The organism is Hymenobacter mucosus, assembly GCF_900188255.1.
GTDB classification, from domain to species: Bacteria; Bacteroidota; Bacteroidia; order Cytophagales; family Hymenobacteraceae; genus Hymenobacter; species Hymenobacter mucosus.
Window position 1 is genome coordinate 1 of sequence record NZ_FZNS01000013.1, and the last position, 17,606, is coordinate 17,606.

At 53.9% G+C, this 17,606-nt stretch carries 20 protein-coding genes; 9 read left to right on the plus strand and 11 right to left on the minus strand.

Annotated features, from left to right (window positions below):
• Positions 1-300: 300 nt before the first annotated feature.
• On the minus strand, positions 301-726 hold the full coding sequence (locus CHB83_RS20395; protein WP_089334035.1) for a DUF1810 domain-containing protein: 426 nt from the start codon (positions 724-726) through the stop codon (positions 301-303).
• A 193-nt stretch (positions 727-919) separates the two neighbouring features.
• Here CHB83_RS20395 and CHB83_RS20400 point away from each other — a divergent pair, with 193 nt between their 5' ends.
• Complete coding sequence (locus tag CHB83_RS20400; RefSeq protein WP_045690690.1) at positions 920-1,147, plus strand: hypothetical protein; 228 nt, start codon at positions 920-922, stop codon at positions 1,145-1,147.
• A 244-nt stretch (positions 1,148-1,391) separates the two neighbouring features.
• Here CHB83_RS20400 and CHB83_RS20405 read toward each other — a convergent pair whose 3' ends face one another.
• On the minus strand, positions 1,392-2,006 hold the full coding sequence (locus CHB83_RS20405; RefSeq protein WP_089334036.1) for a DUF6134 family protein: 615 nt from the start codon (positions 2,004-2,006) through the stop codon (positions 1,392-1,394).
• Between the two features lie 32 nt (positions 2,007-2,038).
• Positions 2,039-2,836, minus strand: a complete 798-nt coding sequence (locus CHB83_RS20410; protein ID WP_245855394.1) for a DUF547 domain-containing protein — start codon at positions 2,834-2,836, stop codon at positions 2,039-2,041.
• Positions 2,837-3,167: 331 nt separating this feature from the next.
• Between CHB83_RS20410 and CHB83_RS20415 the strand changes: the two genes are divergently transcribed.
• Genes CHB83_RS20415 through CHB83_RS20425 form a run of 3 tightly spaced genes read left to right on the plus strand, consistent with a single transcriptional unit; the run spans position 3,168 to position 5,747 of the window.
• Positions 3,168-3,860, plus strand: coding sequence for a TIGR04283 family arsenosugar biosynthesis glycosyltransferase (locus CHB83_RS20415; protein WP_089334037.1), 693 nt, complete (start codon positions 3,168-3,170; stop codon positions 3,858-3,860).
• Positions 3,860-4,861: an NAD-dependent epimerase/dehydratase family protein gene (locus tag CHB83_RS20420; protein WP_089334038.1), complete on the plus strand. Its 1,002-nt coding sequence runs from the start codon at positions 3,860-3,862 to the stop codon at positions 4,859-4,861. The genes CHB83_RS20415 and CHB83_RS20420 overlap by 1 nt, the downstream gene beginning before the upstream one ends.
• Positions 4,862-4,904: 43 nt before the next feature.
• Positions 4,905-5,747, plus strand: coding sequence for an SDR family oxidoreductase (locus tag CHB83_RS20425; RefSeq protein WP_245855395.1), 843 nt, complete (start codon positions 4,905-4,907; stop codon positions 5,745-5,747).
• Between the two features lie 73 nt (positions 5,748-5,820).
• Here CHB83_RS20425 and CHB83_RS20430 read toward each other — a convergent pair whose 3' ends face one another.
• Together CHB83_RS20430 and CHB83_RS20435 are read right to left on the minus strand one after the other, a co-directional pair.
• Positions 5,821-6,210, minus strand: a complete 390-nt coding sequence (locus CHB83_RS20430) for a RidA family protein (protein WP_045690693.1) — start codon at positions 6,208-6,210, stop codon at positions 5,821-5,823.
• A gap of 102 nt (positions 6,211-6,312) precedes the next feature.
• Positions 6,313-6,996: a Crp/Fnr family transcriptional regulator gene (locus CHB83_RS20435; RefSeq protein ID WP_245855396.1), complete on the minus strand. Its 684-nt coding sequence runs from the start codon at positions 6,994-6,996 to the stop codon at positions 6,313-6,315.
• A 155-nt stretch (positions 6,997-7,151) separates the two neighbouring features.
• On the opposite strand from CHB83_RS20435, the gene CHB83_RS20440 reads away from it, so the two are divergent.
• The gene (locus tag CHB83_RS20440; RefSeq protein WP_218823210.1) at positions 7,152-8,645 is read left to right on the plus strand and encodes a pectate lyase family protein; all 1,494 of its coding nucleotides are present in this window, start codon (positions 7,152-7,154) and stop codon (positions 8,643-8,645) included.
• A gap of 258 nt (positions 8,646-8,903) precedes the next feature.
• Positions 8,904-9,743 (plus strand): alpha/beta hydrolase, encoded by an 840-nt coding sequence (locus CHB83_RS20445; RefSeq protein ID WP_089334041.1) that lies wholly within the window; start codon positions 8,904-8,906, stop codon positions 9,741-9,743.
• A 116-nt stretch (positions 9,744-9,859) separates the two neighbouring features.
• On the opposite strand, the gene CHB83_RS20450 is transcribed toward CHB83_RS20445, so the two are convergent.
• From CHB83_RS20450 to CHB83_RS23935, 6 genes are all read right to left on the minus strand, one after another.
• Positions 9,860-10,531, minus strand: a complete 672-nt coding sequence (locus tag CHB83_RS20450; protein ID WP_055562960.1) for an LEA type 2 family protein — start codon at positions 10,529-10,531, stop codon at positions 9,860-9,862.
• A gap of 126 nt (positions 10,532-10,657) precedes the next feature.
• The gene (locus CHB83_RS20455; RefSeq protein WP_089334042.1) at positions 10,658-11,764 is read right to left on the minus strand and encodes a sensor histidine kinase; all 1,107 of its coding nucleotides are present in this window, start codon (positions 11,762-11,764) and stop codon (positions 10,658-10,660) included.
• A 223-nt stretch (positions 11,765-11,987) separates the two neighbouring features.
• The gene (locus CHB83_RS20460; protein ID WP_089334043.1) at positions 11,988-12,194 is read right to left on the minus strand and encodes a hypothetical protein; all 207 of its coding nucleotides are present in this window, start codon (positions 12,192-12,194) and stop codon (positions 11,988-11,990) included.
• A gap of 221 nt (positions 12,195-12,415) precedes the next feature.
• Positions 12,416-13,480 (minus strand): chemotaxis protein CheB, encoded by a 1,065-nt coding sequence (locus tag CHB83_RS20465; RefSeq protein ID WP_089334044.1) that lies wholly within the window; start codon positions 13,478-13,480, stop codon positions 12,416-12,418.
• A gap of 757 nt (positions 13,481-14,237) precedes the next feature.
• Complete coding sequence (locus tag CHB83_RS20470; protein ID WP_089334045.1) at positions 14,238-14,789, minus strand: hypothetical protein; 552 nt, start codon at positions 14,787-14,789, stop codon at positions 14,238-14,240.
• A gap of 191 nt (positions 14,790-14,980) precedes the next feature.
• Complete coding sequence (locus CHB83_RS23935) at positions 14,981-15,142, minus strand: hypothetical protein (RefSeq protein WP_179225587.1); 162 nt, start codon at positions 15,140-15,142, stop codon at positions 14,981-14,983.
• 29 nt (positions 15,143-15,171) lie between these two features.
• Between CHB83_RS23935 and CHB83_RS20475 the strand changes: the two genes are divergently transcribed.
• The 3 genes from CHB83_RS20475 to CHB83_RS20485 all read left to right on the plus strand — a co-directional run bounded on the left by CHB83_RS20475 (position 15,172) and on the right by CHB83_RS20485 (position 17,483).
• Positions 15,172-15,417, plus strand: a complete 246-nt coding sequence (locus CHB83_RS20475; RefSeq protein ID WP_055562828.1) for a DapH/DapD/GlmU-related protein — start codon at positions 15,172-15,174, stop codon at positions 15,415-15,417.
• A gap of 179 nt (positions 15,418-15,596) precedes the next feature.
• Positions 15,597-16,655 (plus strand): sensor histidine kinase, encoded by a 1,059-nt coding sequence (locus tag CHB83_RS20480; protein ID WP_089334046.1) that lies wholly within the window; start codon positions 15,597-15,599, stop codon positions 16,653-16,655.
• Between the two features lie 21 nt (positions 16,656-16,676).
• Positions 16,677-17,483 (plus strand): LytR/AlgR family response regulator transcription factor, encoded by an 807-nt coding sequence (locus tag CHB83_RS20485; RefSeq protein ID WP_089334047.1) that lies wholly within the window; start codon positions 16,677-16,679, stop codon positions 17,481-17,483.
• Positions 17,484-17,606: the final 123 nt, after the last annotated feature.

Genomic DNA, 17,606 nt, shown 5'->3' on the forward strand with positions numbered 1-17,606 from the left:
TTAAGCCCCGGAGCGCCCATGGTACTGCCTTCACCGGCGGGAGAGTAGGTCGCCGCCAACCTTACTGTTTTTGCGGACGAGCCCCCGGCTGCGTCGCCCAACTTCCCCGTAGCGGGAGGAGGGGGATGCGCCGGGGGCTCGTCCCGTTTAGGGCCTTCCCAGCCGGGAGGCTCTTTTATCTATTTTGCTCAACAAGCCTATCTAGCGTTAACACTACCAGCCGGGGGCTTAGGGACTAGCTTTCATTGTACGCAGCGCCCCACCGCCCCGTCTTTGCTTAGGCGGGGCTGCGTTTAGCCTTTATTTGCCCAATATTTTTAAGGTTTTAGTGTCTTGTTCACCTTTGTAGAAAGCGTCCAGCACTTTTTGGAACACTGAGTGGGTGACGGGAAGATTAGCAAACAAAGTCATTGATGATTTAAGCTTTAGATCATCAGGATTACCAAGAATTCGAGTGGCGTCGTGATTATTCAAAGCAAGTAGGGCTTCGCTAATATGTACAAGCCGACTGCCAAGCACTGGGTGGTTAAGGTAGGCCTCGGCCTCAGCTAAATCTTCTATGGCGTAGTAAGCCGAAGTTGAACTGAATCCTAAGCCTTTGATCTGTGGAAAGATATACCACATCCAATGGCTCTGCTTTTTACCTCTTTGAATTTCAGTTAGAGCAATGGGATACGACGATTCTTGCGCGTCAAGGAAGCGTTGTAATCGGCTTTCTGATTTCATAGAAGTTGTGTGACCTAGTTGAACAATGCTTCGCTATACGTCTGCGCTGGTATTTCAATTAAATATACTTGCCATAATCCGTAGGCTTAAGCTTTCTGTAGCAAGTAATGGTCGCCTTCTTTAAGCGATTCTCTGTGCGCCTTTTTAGCTAAGAGTTTGTAAGTTTGTTACTTGTGTCTTATTCCTTTTCTCTATGAGCGACGAAAGTATCCCTTATATCGAGTTGCCTTTTTCTGCTCAAATCATTGCAGCTCAACATTTGCGTACTCTCTTGGTGGAGGATGTTCCCTCTACCACGACCGCAGAACAGGTACGGGAAGCAATGGCACAACTCAACATGCCGGTGTGGGCCTTAGGTGATTTGTATATCTATGCTCCGCTTGACATGCTAGGCGTTAAAAGTATTCTCTGCCATGAATAGGCTATTGAGTAACTATATTCTTACGGGCATAAATAGCTTATAATCAAGCTGAAATTTTATTACAATAGAGGATTGCAGCTGTTCAGGTGAGGTTTCAATAGCTGCTAAGGCTATGGAAATAATGTTTCGTTGAACTGCTTTAGCCGATAACAAGAGCGGTACTATACGGCCGTTGTAAGCTGCTAACCAGTTAATTGACGTATGCCATTCAGTTCTTCTCACAACAAAGAAGTTCAGGTTTGCCTTACGGTAGAAACCGAATGACGAAGTTCTTGAGTGGGTTCTTCTTAATGATGGTTATTAGTTGGCCATCAGCATATCGGTATTCATCCTCGCGCCCGTCGCGGAAGGCTCTATAAACTGCTGGACCTGAGGAACTCAGTGTAAAGTAGTCGCCGAAGTATTCGGCAAAAGCGCTAGAGTGCTTCTTTGGCTCCTCAAAAAACAGGTCAGTTACAGTGTAAGTAATAGGTTGCTTTTCCGTTGCGTGGTATTTGTGCTTATACTGATCAGCTATAATGTTGTAATGGTCATGCTTCCACTCGGTACGCGAGGAAAAGTCACCTTGATTAGTATGCGCCGTAACAGTAGAGAGACGAAGTTGCCCACTCCAAACATGGTTAACAACCTGATAGTAGACCGTGAGGTGGTACAGTAGAAAGTTGACCTGCACATCACTAGTGAGTGTTGACACTACTTCTTGGCCTACTCTCTGTCGGGTAGCAGTCATGGTGCCTACACGTAGCCCTGCTACTTCAATAGCATAACGCCGAATTTCTGGGCTTTGTACAGGCCTGGTTTGAGCCTTCGTTTCGAGCAGTAGGGCGCATACTAGTAACCAGGTCGCCACATATTTCATTGCTGCCGGTTTAGGAAACTGCGGGGAAGTGTCTACTGCGCATTTAGGCTCCAGTTGTAATCCAAGTAGCTAATTTGAGTGGCGTTATCCATCTTGGTTGTTGCATACTTGTTTACCCAACTCGCTACCGTCTGCCCGTTTTCGGTCCAATCACCTTTATACCAGTCGAAGTACTTAGAAAGCTGCGCCGTAGCCTTACCTGGCTTGTTTTTGGTAGGGTCGCGCAAGAAGTCCCGGCCTTGGTCTTCTAACTGACTATCTAGCTTGGCGGCCGTGTATGCTTCATTGCGCAGCCGCGGGCATGAGATGGAAGCGCACACTAGCGCAAAGTGAATGCGTGGATCATTGAATTTCTTGCGTAAAGTGCCGTGCTCGATGTTGTCCAGGCTCATCTTGGTACCTCCTATCGAGAAGAACTTCGAAGCCCAGGGTGTGGTCACGAAAGGAATCTGAATCTTAGTGCCAATGTCTTTGATGCTCTGCAAAGGGTAGTGGTCGAGCACCAAGCGGATCGTGTAGGCATTGTACGCATTAATCCAGTATGCCATTTGCTCTGCCTTGCTCCAAGTAGCCGTCGGTGGGTTTTTGCTTAGGAACTGCAAGTATTGGTTGAAAGCTGCCTGATCGGTTTTCCAACCCTTATAGTTGACTAGCCCTTGTGCGTTGACGTACTTTTTAAGCAGCTTATCAAAGGTGCTGTGGTCCACTGGGGCAGTAGCAACGGCTCGCGCAGCTGAATGCGGTGCCGAAGTTGCTGGCCGGGAAAAGGAGGGTAACACAGCTACTACTGCAGCGGCAATACAGGAAAAATACAAGGCAGGAATTTTCATGGGTAGGCGCTTATGCATGAGCATATACGTGGGCATGGGGCAGCAAAGATTGAAGCCTGGGCAATCTTCTACCCATTGGCTTTTCGTAAAGTGACAATGTCCCCTGTATCGTGTGCCAGTATTTGCTACTCCACCTGTTCGGTTTAACTGGATAGTTCGCACTCTAGAGGTGTTGGCTATGATTCGGAGACATACCTAAGATATGAGCAGCTATGCAGTTCTAGGGAAACAGTAGCATGAACTTTACCTTGCTATCAGTGAAATCCTCTGCCCACGTCTTCCTTTCTGCCATCTGAAAAGTGGGGTACTTCCGCTTCTCAACTTCTTCCCTATGCGTCTTAGCGTTATTATCCCCACCTATAACGAAGCAGCCACTATTAGCAGCTTAATTCGCCAACTACGGCAGTACGATCCTGGGCAGGAGGTAGAGGTGCTGGTGGTAGATGCCAATAGTCCGGATGGTACTGCCGAGCTAGCCCAGCAGGCGGGCGCTACAGTGCTATGCGCGCCCAGTGCTGGCCGTGCAGCCCAGATGAATTACGGGGCTCAGCAGGCTACCGGCAACATCCTATATTTTGTGCACGCTGATGTAGGAATTCATCCAGACTACGTTTCAACCATTGAGCAAGCGGTGGCCCAGGGCTACGAGGCAGGCTGCTACCGTTTTCGATTTGCTTCGCCTCATCCACTGCTTCGCATCAATAGTTTCGGAACTCGTTTTCAAGGAATTATGAGTCGGGGTGGAGACCAGACTTTGTTTATCACCCGCGACCTGTTTCAGCGCCTACAGGGGTTTGATGAACAGTATGTTATCATGGAGGACTTTGACATCATCCAGCGCATTCGGCGGCAGGCACGTTTCCTAATTGTACCTAAAGATGTGATAGTTTCGGCGCGCAAGTACGAAACCAACAGTTGGTTGCGGGTGCAGCTAGCCAACCTGACAGCCTTCTCCTTATTCTTCCTGAAAGTAGCCCCTACCCGCATTGCTCGCACCTATAAGGCTATGCTTAACTACCGCTGATGCCTACTGTACTTGTAACTGGTGCCGACGGCTTTTTGGGACGCCATTTGGTGCAGCAACTCCTTGCACGTGGCTACCAAGTGCGGGCCTTAGTGCGGTCTGCCCGGCCTGTAAATACGTTGGCATTGCCACCCTTGACATCATTGCCAGTTGACGTTGTAGTAGGCGACGTCTGCCAGCCAGCTACCATGGCGGGCTATACTGATGGGTGCGCGGCCATTATTCACGCCGCTGCTCTGGCCCAGGTTAACCCAGCTCGAAACCCCGCTGTGTGGACTGTTAACTTGCAAGGCACCGAAACCATGCTCAATTTGGCCCGTGCAGCGGGAATAAGCCGGTTCGTGTACGTGGGCACCGCCAACGTCTTTGGTTTCGGTACTCGCCAGCATCCGGGCGATGAAACCCGGCCCTACGCTGGGTACCAGTATGGACTAGACTATATGGATAGCAAGCTGGCTGCTACCAATAGCGTGTTGCGCGCCGTGGCCAATGAGGAACTGCCCGCCGTTCTGGTACATCCTACTTTCATGCTCGGCCCAGGCGATGCTAAGCCTACCTCCAATGCCTTGTTGCTGGAGCTTTACCGGGGTAAGCTGCCAGGTTACCCTCCCGGCGGCAAGAACTACGTACACGTACGGGATGTAGCCGTAGCTACTATCAATGCCCTCACGCAGGGCCAGGCCGGAGAGTCCTACATCCTGGGCAACCAGAACCTGAGCTACCAGGAAGCCTTTGCTTTAATGGCCCAAGTGCTAGGTGTGCCAGCCCCACGGTGGCTGCTGCCAGCCCGGATATCTTACCTCTACGGCACTATCTGCGACTTAAAAGCAAGGCTTACGGGTCGGCCTGCTCAACTAAATTCGGCTATGGCGGCTGTAGCCAATGACGGACATTATTTCAATGTGCAAAAGGCCCGTGCCGAACTCGGCTTACCCCAAACCGACCTAAGAATAGCTATTGCGGAAGCTTTTCAATGGTTTAAAGACCACAACTATGCGTGATACTGCATTACCAAGCGCGGCATCACGTTCTACCACGAAGCAAATGGTTGCGCGGCCCCCTTCTGACGGAGGTAGCGGCTCCTTCATGGGCAAAGTAGCCATTGTTACCGGCTCCGAGTCGGGTATTGGGCGGGAAACGGCCCGGCTCCTCTGCCAGCAGGGCAGTGCTGTCGTACTGAATGGCCGCATGGCCGAGCGGCTCGCCCAGACCCACCAGGAATTTGAGCAGGCAGGCTACACCGTAGTCAGCTGCGTGGCCGACGTGACGGACTTCACATCTTGTGAAGCTTTAGTAGATACTGCTATTCAGGCTTTCGGACAGATAGATATTCTTATTACGAATGCCAGTATTTCCCAGCGAGCTTACTTTGCTGATATGGCACCCGATGTGTTCCGGCAAGTGCTCGACAGCAATGTGTACGGGGCGGTATACCCACTAAAAGCTGCATTACCCTACCTAATTCAAACGCGGGGTAGCGTCACGTTTATCTCGTCCATTTCGGCCTTGAATGGGATGCCTAGCGGCTCGGCCTATTGTGCTGGCAAGGCTGCCATTTCTAACCTAGCCCATACCCTACGGTTAGAGTTGAACCATACGGGTATTCACGTTGGAGTAGTTCATATTGGCTTCACGCAAAACGACGCCGACAAACGCGTTCTTGACGCCGATGGGCAGCCGGTACCTATTGCTCATCGCCCTCCGCGTTGGCAAAAATCTCAGGCTGAGGTAGCCAGCATCATCTTAGGACACATTCGGCGGCGGCGGCAGCGCACAGTTATTTCCGCACTAGGCCGGCTTATTGTGCTAGTACACACCTACCTACCTCGCCTCGGCGACTGGATTGTGCTCACCACCATTCGCCGGCTCCGCCATTTCTACGAGTAGGTATGGGGGCTTACTCCAAGTCTTGCAAGGTTAACCTCGGTTAGATTGGAAAGGCGAAACAACTGGTTAGTAGTTACTTTACTACTGTGGCTTCCAGCTCAACTTTCAGCGTTTCAAACAAACTCTGCACCTCAAATACTGTGGAGGCTTGCTGGATACCGTGCTTGGCAATCCACGCTTGAAAAACACCGAAGCAAGTGAAAAGCTCGGCGGTGGAAGTTGTGTAAATATTCAATCGTACAATCCCACGGCATTCGTACCCGGCCTCCGTAATAACCTGCTCCAGGTTTTGGATAGCCTGAACAAGCTGCGCCTCCATGTCGCTGGTACTGGATTGGCCATTGGCATCTACTGCCGCCTGTCCAGAGCAGTAGAGCGTGCCTTCTACCTGCGTAACCTCAACGGCTTGCGCATAGCTGCGCTTATCCTGCCACTGCCACGGGTTAGTGATTTGTTTTTTCATATGCTTGCCTTTTTGCGGTGTGAGATGTGCGCTGCAAAACTGCCAACAAGCTTAGGAAACGAGCGTGACCTACCGCACAAATCCAGTGTGACCTACCTCACACTAAGCGGAGAGCCGGCTAAGGGTCTCGCGCGAAACACCCAAGTAAGCGGCAAGTAGCGTTTTAGGCACCCGCTGAACCAAACCAGGGAAGCGCTGCAGTACCTGCTCGTAGCGCTCTTTAGCAGTAGCAGTAAGCAACGATAAAATACGCTGCTGCGCTCCAATATGCCCCAAAGTCGATTTGGTGAGGAAGAAATGCGCCATCTTCGGAAGACTGGCGCAGAGCTGGTGGTAGTTGTCGAGCGGTAGGCAAATCACGCTGGCATCCTCAATGCAATCCAGCGACATAGTGGCTCTAGTTTGAGTATAGTAGGCGCCAAAATCACTTTCCCACCAGTCTTCCATTGCAAAAGAGACAATGTGTTCCTTTCCCGAAGCATCCGTATAGACTAGCTTCAGCAACCCGGAAACCACAAAATAGGCGTACTGCACCACGTCGCCTTCTTGAATAAGAGACTGGTGCTTTTTGTACCTCCTGAGGGTAAAATGCGTGCTTACGAGAGCAAATTCGTCATCAGTGAGCGGCACTACCTTTTCTATATGTTCGCGTAGCTTGTCTAGCATATGTGCGAGAATCTGACGGCCAAAGATAGGGTTCGTGCTACGATGCGGTTTGTCTGTCTGAGCTGATTGCCAAACTGTAGTGTTCGGTAGCAGTGCAAACTGGTTAACTCTGGCCAGCAACCCGCCAAGATGGTACAGTCTAGTGCCCCGGCCCGCCGCGTACATTGTAGCTTCCGCTTAGGTTGGCCTTTGCCAGCACATAGCCGTAGGCAGCTGGCACCGTGCGCGCTGCTTCCAAGATGTTAAACCGCTTCGCTTTCTCACCTGCTCTTACCATGTCTAGTCGTGCATTTCGTGCCTGCGGGCTGTTCGTTGGTCTCATTTTGAGCGCAGCTGCCCTGCCCGCCCGCGCGCAACTGGTAGCTTTCCCCGGTGCCGAAGGGTTTGGCCGCCTGGCTACTGGCGGCCGTGGAGGAAAGGTGGTAGAAGTGACCACGCTTAACGACGGAGGGCCGGGTAGTTTCCGAGAGGCCTTCACCCAATACCCCGGCCAGCCGATTACCATTGTATTTCGCGTCGGGGGCATAATTGAGTTGAAATCGGCTCTCAAACCCAAACGCTCCAACGTCACCATTGCGGGCCAAACCGCCCCAGGCGACGGTATCTGCCTGAAAAACTACACCTTTAAGCTAAACGGTTCTAACATCATTGTGCGCTACCTCCGCTCCCGACCCGGCAACACATCGGGGGCCAACGTATCGGGCGTCTACGGCCTGAATATGGAGAACTGCCGCAACTTCATTGTTGACCACTGCTCCTTTAGCTGGTCAATTGAGGAGGCGGCTACGTTCTACGACAACAAGTATTCGACCGTACAGTGGTGCCTAATCAGTGAAAGCTTGAATTCGTCGTTTAATGGCAAAGGCGACCATGGCTACGCAGGCGTGTGGGGTGGGCAATATGCTTCCTACCATCACAACCTGATTGCCCACCATCATAGCCGGGCCATTCGCTTCAACGGGGCCCGGGCCCACGACACAACAGCCGTGGTAGACTACCGCAATAACGTTATCTACAACTGGGGCAACATGCAGGCGGCTTACGGAAACGAGCTGCTCATTCCGGGTGGTAGTGGGCAGCTAAATCTAGTCAACAACTATTATAAAGGTGGCCCGGCCACGCCCGCAACACGGGCGGCTGTCATTTTTGACATCACCCAAGCCTACGCATCCAACAAACCGGAGCAGCCTGTTGCCACGGTGTACGCAGCCGGCAACTATGTTGAGGGCTACCCCGCCGTTACGGCCAACAACTGGACTGGCATTCGGCTGCATCATTACCCGGAAACGGCCGCCAACTTTGCCCGCTTCAAACAACGTACTGAAACGCCCAACTTGGCGCCAATCACTACCCAACCGGCTGAGGCAGCGTACCGAACGGTACTGGCTGGCGCCGGAGCCACAGTGCCCGTGCGCGACGCGGTAGACGCGCGCATTGTGAAGGAAACTCGCACGGGTACGGCCACCGGCAGTAGCCCCGGCGGCAGCGCCACGTACGGCCTCCACCAGGGCATCATCGACTCTCAGGAAGACGTAGGCGGCTGGCCTGTATACCGCAGCGGCCCGGCTCCTGCTGATACCGACCATGACGGCATGCCGGATACCTGGGAAAAAGCTCACGGCCTTAACGCCGCGAATGAGCGCGACGGCAACAGCATCGCCCGCAGTGGGTATACCTACCTAGAGGAGTACCTTAATGAGTTGGTAAACGGTAAGTTGACTACCGCCCCTGGCCCGGCATCAAAGAGCGCCGCTACCCGTTCTCGCTAGCGCTGCCTTTCCTGGGGTGTTATAGCCGCATGGCCAGTTTCGCTAGTGTAAAGCAATAGCCCTTAATCTAGAAAACGGAAACTGCTACTGCTTCGGGATGCACTGCCGGATTTTCTTGCTAGTATTGACCTTTCCTCTAGCAATTGGGCTCAACAGGCTACGTTGGAGCCGCGCTAGGCCAGCAGCACGCATCCAAGCCTTCTACTAGTAGCAGAGCAGAATTGATAGGGCAACATCCACAAATAACTGCGTAGCCCGTTGAAAGTCGTTTTTCGATTCCTGTTTCTTACTTTTCTGTGTAGTTTGGCGGCCGGCCAGGTGGTAGCGCAAGAGCGTGCCTCGCCGGTGAGCATTGGACAGACATTCACCTTGTCCTCGGCCACGCTTGGAGAAAGCCGCCGCATCAATGTGTATTTGCCGCCGGTCTATGCAGATTCTGCCACGGTGAGGCTGCCCGTACTGTACATGCCCGATGGCGGCTTGGCAGAAGATTTTCTGCATGTAGCAGGGCTACTACAAGTATTGACCGGCAATGGTAGTATACGCCCCTTCATTCTGGTTGGCATTGAAAACACTGCCCGGCGACGTGATATGACTGGGCCAACCACCAACGCCGAGGACCGGAAAATAGCGCCTAAGGTGGGCGGGTCTGCCGCTTTTCGGCAGTTTATACGCGCCGAACTGATGCCCGCCATACGTCAACGTTACCGCACCACCGCCGAAACCGCCATAGTAGGCGAATCATTGGCGGGCTTATTTGTAGTAGAAACGCTTGTACAGGAACCCAACCTGTTTGACACGTACCTGGCGTTTGACCCTAGTTTGTGGTGGAACAACGGGAAGCTGGCAAGCGAGGCCGACAGCCGCTTGCACTCGTACGCTGGCCCGGCCAAAACGCTGTATGTAGCTTTCAGCAGCGACGTTCTAGGGGAAACCTCCACGCATCGCTTCAACCAAGCGCTACAGCATGCGGCTACGGGCAATTTCATCTGGTACCACAAGGATATGCCCGAAGAAACGCACGCTACTATCTACCACCCGGCAGCGCTACAGGCTTTCCGAACGGTATTCAAGCCTAAAGCGTCGTCCAGCAAGTAACAGACGCACAAAGCTTTCATTCTGGTCAACTTGACAGTTCTGTTCTCACATGCCAGCCAAGTGGTAATATACCTGTTACGCGCTTGGCGCCACTACCTGCGTTGGGTTGTTGCAAGCTACGGGCGCTGCTTAAGGGAGTCGCGACGGTCAACGGCATCTAGCACATCGAAGGCTGTAAATTCTTTATTCACCGTGATGTAGCCGCCCGGCGAAATGGTACGACCTGAGCTGGTGACAAAAGTGGGTTTTAGGCGAAGCGTGAGGCGCATGGGCTGCCGATCATGGTCGCCGAGGCCGAGTACCATACTGGCTAGTGCCTCCCCCGACTGTTCACCCAAAGCATCGCGCAAATTGCTTTCCAACGTAACGGGAGCCGTGGCTACGCCGTTGGGAGCTACCTCAATGCGTTCCGTACTGCGGCCCGTGGCTACCTGCTTGTCATCGAGCAGCGCAATGTAGTCGAAGGCGTTGAGCGCCGCGGTTTCCGCGTTGGGGTTACGCACTTCTAGATTTACCCGCATCCGTAGGGGCAACGAGCCAGTGGCGTAGGCGGCGGCAATGCGGGCTTTGTCCAAGGTAGTGAGGTCGCCAGGCTGCCGAAGGTGAGTAACGTCTACTCCCGCTACGGTGGCCTGTTCAACGGATGCCAGCCGAATTTGGGCGCCTTTGAAGGCCTTGGCTTGCTGCACTTGCTCACTGATGCCGCACTGGCTCAACCCCAGTACTGTGAACACCAAGGCCGCTGAAGCCCATGAGCGAGATAGGGTAGAAAAGGTAGTGCTTTGCATGGAAGTGGGTGGGAGAAGTACAGTGGGAGGAAGGAAGATTCCTGCTTACCCCATTACCGCCCAAATAGTTGTTATTGCCCATCTTATGCTCAACCAAAAAGGCGCCCTTGTACCCAATGCAGGCGGCTACTGGGGAAGGGTAATCGTCAGCTCTGCCCGGTAGCGGCCGTTTGGCTGCGAAAGCTGCAATTCATAGCCTCCCGGATAATACAGCTGTAGGCGCTGCTGAATATTCTGTAGTCCGATGCCCCCAGTGCGGCGTGCCGTAGCCCGAGGAGCCTCCGGCAGCATATCGTTTTCAATGGTGAAACAGAGCTGGCCGGGCCTGGTTGTGAGGGTTGCTTCCACGCCGGCATGCTCGGTGTGGTGGTGGCGCCCATGCTTAAAGCTGTTCTCTACCAGGGGAAGGAGCAGCAATGGGGGAACCTGCGGCGGCACTGTGGTGCTATCGAGCGTGGCAAACTGGATGCGGGCGCCGGGATACTTGCGTTGTTCCAGCTCGAAGTAATTCTCTAGAAACACTATTTCTTCCGTCAGCGAAATACTCGCCCTACCACTGTCGTAGAGCACGTAGCGCATCAATTCGGAAAGCAACAGAATAAAGCGCGGCGTATCCGGCGAGCCGGCTAAGCTTAGGCCGTATATGCTGTTGAGCGTGTTAAACAGGAAGTGTGGCTGCAGCTGGGTTTTCAACTGCTCCAGCTGCAGGGCCAAATGGTCTTTTTCTACCTGGTGGCGCCGCGCCTCCTGTTGGAAGGCTAATCGGACGAAAGCCACGCAGCTGAAAGCCAGCCAATCAGTGAACAGCAGGGTTATCTGAGCATTGGCAAGGCGGGGGAGTTGCTGCAGGTTCAGGTGGTGGTAGGAAGTATAGAAATCGAGGAGTAGGCCCGTGCCGGCTACCGGCCGAAACAGTACGGTGGCTAATACGGCGTTCAGCTTGATAGCCCACCACAGGTATAGCAAGGAAACCAAGGTGAGCACCACGTAGCGCCGTCGCTGTAGCAGAGTAGGTACCAGCCAGCGGTAGTAGGGCACTATGTACAGCGTGGCCACCAGTGCAAATAGGATGAGCTGGGGGTAGGGGAAGTTTTCCTTGGTAGTCAAGGAAAGAGGTACCGCCTCGCCTAAGTACTGTGCATACTTATAGCAGCCCACATACAGGCTCCAGATCAGGAACTCAAAGACCAGCGGAAACCGACTGCGCCGCCGTGACGAGGGAGTATGTTGCATGCAGGCAAGGTGGGAGCTTTTAGCTGAATTGCGCCTCCGTTACCTAGCGTTTTCGACTAAGCGTAGCGTTTTTTCGACCAAGAAACCAACTGTATAGGCTCCACCACCTGGCCTTTTGGACGGCCGCCGATGTAGGCAGCCAGGCTTTGTCATTACACCAGTTCCTGCCTTGTATCCGTCGACTGTGATGGCGCTAGCAAGACGAAGACTGCCTACCTCCGTTTTAGTCTACACTCGCGTTGGCGGCCGCGTACTGATCTAAGCGGTAGCTCATTTCGTCAATGCTCACCTCCCCGTCAATAAATTGCTGTAATAACTGTTGTTCGTACGCCATTGGCTCCAATGGCGTGCCTTGCACCAAAAGCCGGGCAAACGAAACTAGCTTCTGTCGGGTGTGTTTGGGAAGCTGGGTGGTATTCATCGTAGACATACCCTACGGGAGCGAATCATATGCCAATCTGGCGGCAAAAGCTGGTATCTTTCGGTGGATTGGTGGTACTTATTGCACCTACGGATCAGCTAGTTACCGAGTAGTAGTTAAAGCGGCCTGTCTACGTACCGCTACCCATACTTCCTTGCCCAAACCTTTTCCTTGGGGTAGGGCCAGTAATTGTTCGTGCCATCGGGGGTAACTCACGCTGTACAGGGCAGTCAGTCTGTTTTCTTACGTTCAAATTGTAAGTCGCCGCTGAGCGCCTCGTGCTTTAGAATGGACTTGTGAATCACACGGGCCTGTTTGCCAATTTGCTCCGACTTGCGAAAGAACACTTGGGCAACGTGGGGCTGCTTTTCTACCGTAAATCGCTCTCCTAGGCGTTGCAGCAACAGTTTGGTTTCTTCTAAACCGCGCATGGACTGGTACAGCAGGTTTTCTACCGACTGGGTAACTTCCGATAGCAAAGAATTGAGGGTGTAGGCGTGGCCGGTATGGCAACGGTAGCGAATGAGTTGGCCTTCCACTAGTTGGGTCATTACCCCGTGGCAGTCGGGGCAGGTAAACTGGGTTGGCTCTCCCCGGTCGATGATGCCCATTTCAAACGCGTTGTCCACCTTCGCAATCTGAATTTCCAAGCCCAGTAGGTCTTGCTCTGGTGCCGATAGGCGAGGAGTACCGGCGACTGGTTCCATTGTCAGCTTCACTAATAAGGCCCCTAGCTCTGCCAGCGGCACCACATGATCGGCCGCCACGTACTCCAGCGCATTTTGAGGCATAGCAGGCGTCACGGCGTCGAGCGGGTCCTGCACGACCGTTACGCCGCCCAGGCGCTGAATAGACCACAGTCCGGAGGTGCCATCATCGAGGTAGCCGGTGAGTACTACCCCAATAACGCGGGAGCCATATTCGTAGGCCGCCGAGCGAAACAGCGCATCAATGGAGGGGCGGAAGCGGTTTTCTTTGGGGCCCTTAGTTACCAGTACTGTGTCATCCTCAAGGAGTAAGTGGTGGTTGGGAGGGGCAACGTAAATGGTACCGGGCGCGATGGTTTCTCCGTTGCGAGGGTGGACGGCGGGCAAGGAAGACGCGTGGCTGAGTAGCTGCGGCAGCATACTCGGCGAGTCGGCAGCCAAGTGCTGCACTACCAGAATAGAAGCTGGAAAGTCGGCCGGCAACATCCTGACCAGTTCTAATAGGGCCATCACGCCACCGGCCGAGGCCCCAATAACGACGATATCCCGCAGGTGTTTGCGGGCACTTTTCTGTGGGTGCGGGGCCATATCGTTCGCTGCAAGTGAAATAACATAAGAGAAGCAAACAGGCCAGACTGCTAGCTAATGTCGGCGGGTCTCTACTAGGGTACCAGCGCCTGAAGCAGGCGCCGAACGGACGCTTCTCTATCGTTATGTTTCTACGCAACGGTCACCATAGAGTTAAAAAAGAGTATCCTAAGGCGCGGCGTGTGCGCACTTTATAGTAGCAAGGCGGGTAGCTGCCGAGAGCAAGCCCAGAACAACTCATGAGTTCCTGTACACTTCCGGCAATGCGCCCTACTACACGCAAGGCCCCTGTTTTCAGCTGCAACTTGGCATAGCTGAAAACAGGGGCCTTGGAAATGATATATCCTTGCAGAATAGGCGCTACCTCTTGTATATGCAGCAGCCTACTTCAAATCTACTTGTGGTATTAAGCGGAGCATTGCGCAATGATCCAACCTGATTAACCAAACATCGTGTACAGCACGGCCACTAATACTTGAGTCAGACAAATGGTAACGTATACTGCTCCCTTTTCGTGGGCCTGTAGTTTCTGGGGGGTAGAAGGCTTGTCCATAGGCTTGTTAAGTTGTTAAGCAAGCTTAAACTTAACCGACTTAATATATAAAATACAATAATCATATTTTAATACAAATTAAGAATATAATATTACCAATATAGTTGCATTGTATGGTTGAGCTAAAGCAAATAAGGCGGCTCTACTGACAATTGAAGCAAGGTAGTTGTCAGTAGAGCCGCCTTTATTTTATGGGGTGCGTGCTTAAGTGTTTGCAGAATTACTACTGTCCTGTGCGGCCGAATCGTCAGTGGGGTTGTGGCTGTTCATGCCAATGCGCTGGCGGATAGCATCATCGGGCGTTGAGGTGGTTCCGCCGCTGTAGCCACCAATAAATGGGTTCTGAGCGGTGTCCAAGTTGCGGTCGGTTAGATCTTCTCGGCCCCCGCTGCTCCCGAGGCCGCCCCGGTGGCCGCTTTGGTCGTAGCCCCGGTCTTCATCCCCATTAAATCCCGCGCGCCCCATGCCTTCACCAGGCCCTACTGCGGCAGAATTGTCACCGGTTCCTACGGCACCCTCCCGCCGCTGCTCATCAAACTCCGACCCGCGCTGCATGGTTGGGCTGCCCGCGCCAGTTTCGGCTGCTTCCGAAGAACGGGACGTATCCGGTCCCTCTCCGCTTTCGGGGTTTGCGAGTACCGTAGACATATCACGCGGGTCATTTTCCGGCGTAGTTACTGGGCCCTGATCGGGGCCCAACTGGGCCGCATTGGTCGTGCTTTGAAGTTCGTCGTCGGGTTGCGGCGTAGTGCTCATACAGAAGGAGTGATGGAAGTGCGAAGAAGAAAGAATACGTATTCCTACTGCCTGATCTGTGGAAGGTTACAATGAGCTTGGCCCACAGGGTTAAACACAATGGGCAGGTACGAGCCTTAGTAGGAACCTCAGTAAAAAAAGGGTTGGTTGACCGAGATGCCTAGGCAGTAGGCATACTCTAAGCATAGTGTTTAGGATGCCGACCAAGGCTCAGGATTAAAGTAGTTGGCTTGATCTAGGAGGCCCAGCAAGGAGGCGTCCTGATCGAGAACGAACTTGTGGGCGTAGAGCCAGGGAGAGACCACTAGGGCCGGTAGGTCGGCGCAGGCGCGACTGATGGTGTACTGACACATCTTTTGCGCTGGGGGTAGGCGGCACCATTATGACGGGCACCGTACTTACCGCCGATATTACTCTGGAAGAAGGCGTTCTTATCAACTTAAACTGCGCAATCGGCCACAACTGCGTGATTGGAACCGGCGCAGTAATGCTACTGGGCGTGAAGATTGGGGTAAACCCCGTGGTAGGAGCAGGCAGTGTGGTTACCAAAGACGTTGAGCCCTACAGCCTCGTAGTTGGTACATCCGCCCGGGTTGTTTGCAAGCTTCATTCGCCGGTAGCGCCCTAGCCTACCCTTGCCCAGTAGCATGGTCGCTAGCGCTCAACCTGAGAGGCACAACCGGCCGGGACAATGGGGGAATATAGCCGCCGCCGGCAAGCGCTACCTGCGGCTGGTGCTGACCTGGACCTTACCCAACCCGTGGCGCCGCGTTTCCGTTGGGAAGAGGCCCATTAGGGCCAGATCCTATGCTCAAGCTGGAAAGAATTAATTGGTTGCGTGTTGCCCTGGCCTGGGGGTTATTCACCGCTTTCATGGTAGTAGTGGTGTACGCACAAGCGCTTCCTGGTGCCCGTCCTGTACCCTGGCGCACAGCCGTACTTGGGCCCTTGCTGTATGGGCTGATCTGGCTGTTGTTTACACCCGGCATCTTTTGGTTGGCTACGCGCTTCGACCTAACGGCCGGTCGGCGCGGGTGGGTGGCATCTGCCCTGGTGCACGCCGGCGCCAGCGTAGTGCTTACCGTGCTGTTCCGCGCTCTGTACCTGAGTGTGCTTGTAGTAAGCGGGGCCCCCAACCTTATGCTGACCTGGACTACCATCCTGTCGGGCATTAACATCTGGCTTCCGGCGTACTGGATGCTGCTGTGCGTGGCGTACGCCCTGGAATTTTATGCGCGCTACGAGCGCCGCACCCTCGATGCGGCGCACCTGGAAATGCAGCTCGTCCAGGCGCAGTTGCAGGCCCTGAAAATGCAGCTGCAACCCCATTTCCTCTTCAATACACTGAACTCCATTGCTACCCTCATCGACGATGAGCCCCGAACGGCCCAGCGCATGACGGCCAAGCTAGGCGAGTTTTTACGCCTGGTGCTCGATAACACCGACGAGCACCAAGTAACCCTGGCCCAGGAGCTTCACTTTGCCGAGCTCTACTTAGAAATGGAGCAGATTCGATTCTCAGATCGGCTCACCATCACCTACCAGCTAGCTCCTGATACGCTTCCCGCCCTCGTTCCCAACCTGCTGCTACAGCCGCTCATAGAAAATGCAGTAAAACATGGGCTGACGGCCGAAGAAGGGGCTGCCATTCACATTCAGGCAGACCGGCAGCAGGGGCAGCTTGTACTGCAAGTGCGCGACAATGGGCGCGGCACGGCTCAGGCAGATTCCCGGGGCGTTGGCTTGCGCAATAGCGAAGAGCGCCTGCGTGCCCTCTACGGGTCGCGCTGTTCGCTGGCCATTCATACGGCGCCCCAGCAGGGCTACGCCGTGCGCATCGAGTTTCCTTTTGTTCCTCACGCCTAATTCAGCCTTCAACTAGATTCTGTGGAGCGTATTCGTACTCTGATTGTGGATGATGAACCCCTCGCGCGGCGGCGAATTGCCCAGTTGCTGGAGCTAGCACCAGATTGTGCTCTGGTGGGCGAGTGCCGCAATGGCACGGAAGCTCTGGCGCGGCTCACTGATCCAGCCTTTCCCCTCGACCTAGTGTTCTTGGATGTGCAGATGCCAGACCTGAGCGGCTTGCAGGTGCTACAACACCTGCCGGCGCAGGGCCTACCACTCATCGTGTTCGTAACGGCTTATGACCGGTACACGCTACAAGCCTTTGAGGCGCATGCAGTAGATTACTTGCTCAAGCCTATCGATCCGGACCGATTTGGCCGCTGCTTGGCTCACGTGCGCGAGTTGGTACAGCAGCGCACTTCCCTCCAGCTCTACCAGCAGCTACAAACGTTGGCACGTGAGGTTGCCCTGCCGCGGCCCTCACCTGATACGGCACTAGAAGTAGCGAGACCCGAACAGTTTTTGATCAAAAACAATGGACGCCTCTACTTCGTGGCCGCCGAGCAAGTGCAGTACCTGGAAGCGCAGGGCAACTACGTCACGTTGCACACGGCAGGGCAGGAGCACTCCCTGCGCTCCACGCTAAACCACCTGGAGCGCCAACTTGTGCCGGGCAAGTTTCTGCGCATCCACCGTTCCCTTATCGTGAACTGTACCTTCATCAAGGAACTGCGGCCTTGGGCGCACGGAGAGTACCTCATTACCCTGCTCGATGATACGCACCTGACTTCCTCCCGCAGCTACAGCGAGACGGTGCAGCGGTTTCTGCAAGGTTTCGCGCGGTAATAGCTTTAACTGTGGAGCGGTGAGACCTTGAAGCAGCGTTATGCTTGCGCAAAAGTGTGTTGCGTTTCGGGCAGCTCGTCCCAGAAATAGGCCATCTGGTCCCACTTGCTATTTACTTTGGGC

Excerpts from the sequence above, each read along its gene's own strand:
- CHB83_RS20475 (WP_055562828.1), top strand. The coding sequence starts at position 15,172 with ATGACGGGCACCGTACTTACCGCCGATATTACTCTGGAAGAAGGCGTT.
- CHB83_RS20395 (WP_089334035.1), bottom strand. The coding sequence starts at position 726 with ATGAAATCAGAAAGCCGATTACAACGCTTCCTTGACGCGCAAGAATCG.
- CHB83_RS20405 (WP_089334036.1), bottom strand. The coding sequence starts at position 2,006 with ATGAAATATGTGGCGACCTGGTTACTAGTATGCGCCCTACTGCTCGAA.
- CHB83_RS23935 (WP_179225587.1), bottom strand. The coding sequence starts at position 15,142 with ATGTGTCAGTACACCATCAGTCGCGCCTGCGCCGACCTACCGGCCCTA.
- CHB83_RS20450 (WP_055562960.1), bottom strand. The coding sequence starts at position 10,531 with ATGCAAAGCACTACCTTTTCTACCCTATCTCGCTCATGGGCTTCAGCG.
- CHB83_RS20440 (WP_218823210.1), top strand. The coding sequence starts at position 7,152 with ATGTCTAGTCGTGCATTTCGTGCCTGCGGGCTGTTCGTTGGTCTCATT.
- CHB83_RS20465 (WP_089334044.1), bottom strand. The coding sequence starts at position 13,480 with ATGGCCCCGCACCCACAGAAAAGTGCCCGCAAACACCTGCGGGATATC.
- CHB83_RS20400 (WP_045690690.1), top strand. The coding sequence starts at position 920 with ATGAGCGACGAAAGTATCCCTTATATCGAGTTGCCTTTTTCTGCTCAA.
- CHB83_RS20470 (WP_089334045.1), bottom strand. The coding sequence starts at position 14,789 with ATGAGCACTACGCCGCAACCCGACGACGAACTTCAAAGCACGACCAAT.
- CHB83_RS20410 (WP_245855394.1), bottom strand. The coding sequence starts at position 2,836 with ATGAAAATTCCTGCCTTGTATTTTTCCTGTATTGCCGCTGCAGTAGTA.
- CHB83_RS20455 (WP_089334042.1), bottom strand. The coding sequence starts at position 11,764 with ATGCAACATACTCCCTCGTCACGGCGGCGCAGTCGGTTTCCGCTGGTC.
- CHB83_RS20430 (WP_045690693.1), bottom strand. The coding sequence starts at position 6,210 with ATGAAAAAACAAATCACTAACCCGTGGCAGTGGCAGGATAAGCGCAGC.
- CHB83_RS20480 (WP_089334046.1), top strand. The coding sequence starts at position 15,597 with ATGCTCAAGCTGGAAAGAATTAATTGGTTGCGTGTTGCCCTGGCCTGG.
- CHB83_RS20460 (WP_089334043.1), bottom strand. The coding sequence starts at position 12,194 with ATGTCTACGATGAATACCACCCAGCTTCCCAAACACACCCGACAGAAG.
- CHB83_RS20420 (WP_089334038.1), top strand. The coding sequence starts at position 3,860 with ATGCCTACTGTACTTGTAACTGGTGCCGACGGCTTTTTGGGACGCCAT.
- CHB83_RS20425 (WP_245855395.1), top strand. The coding sequence starts at position 4,905 with ATGGTTGCGCGGCCCCCTTCTGACGGAGGTAGCGGCTCCTTCATGGGC.
- CHB83_RS20415 (WP_089334037.1), top strand. The coding sequence starts at position 3,168 with ATGCGTCTTAGCGTTATTATCCCCACCTATAACGAAGCAGCCACTATT.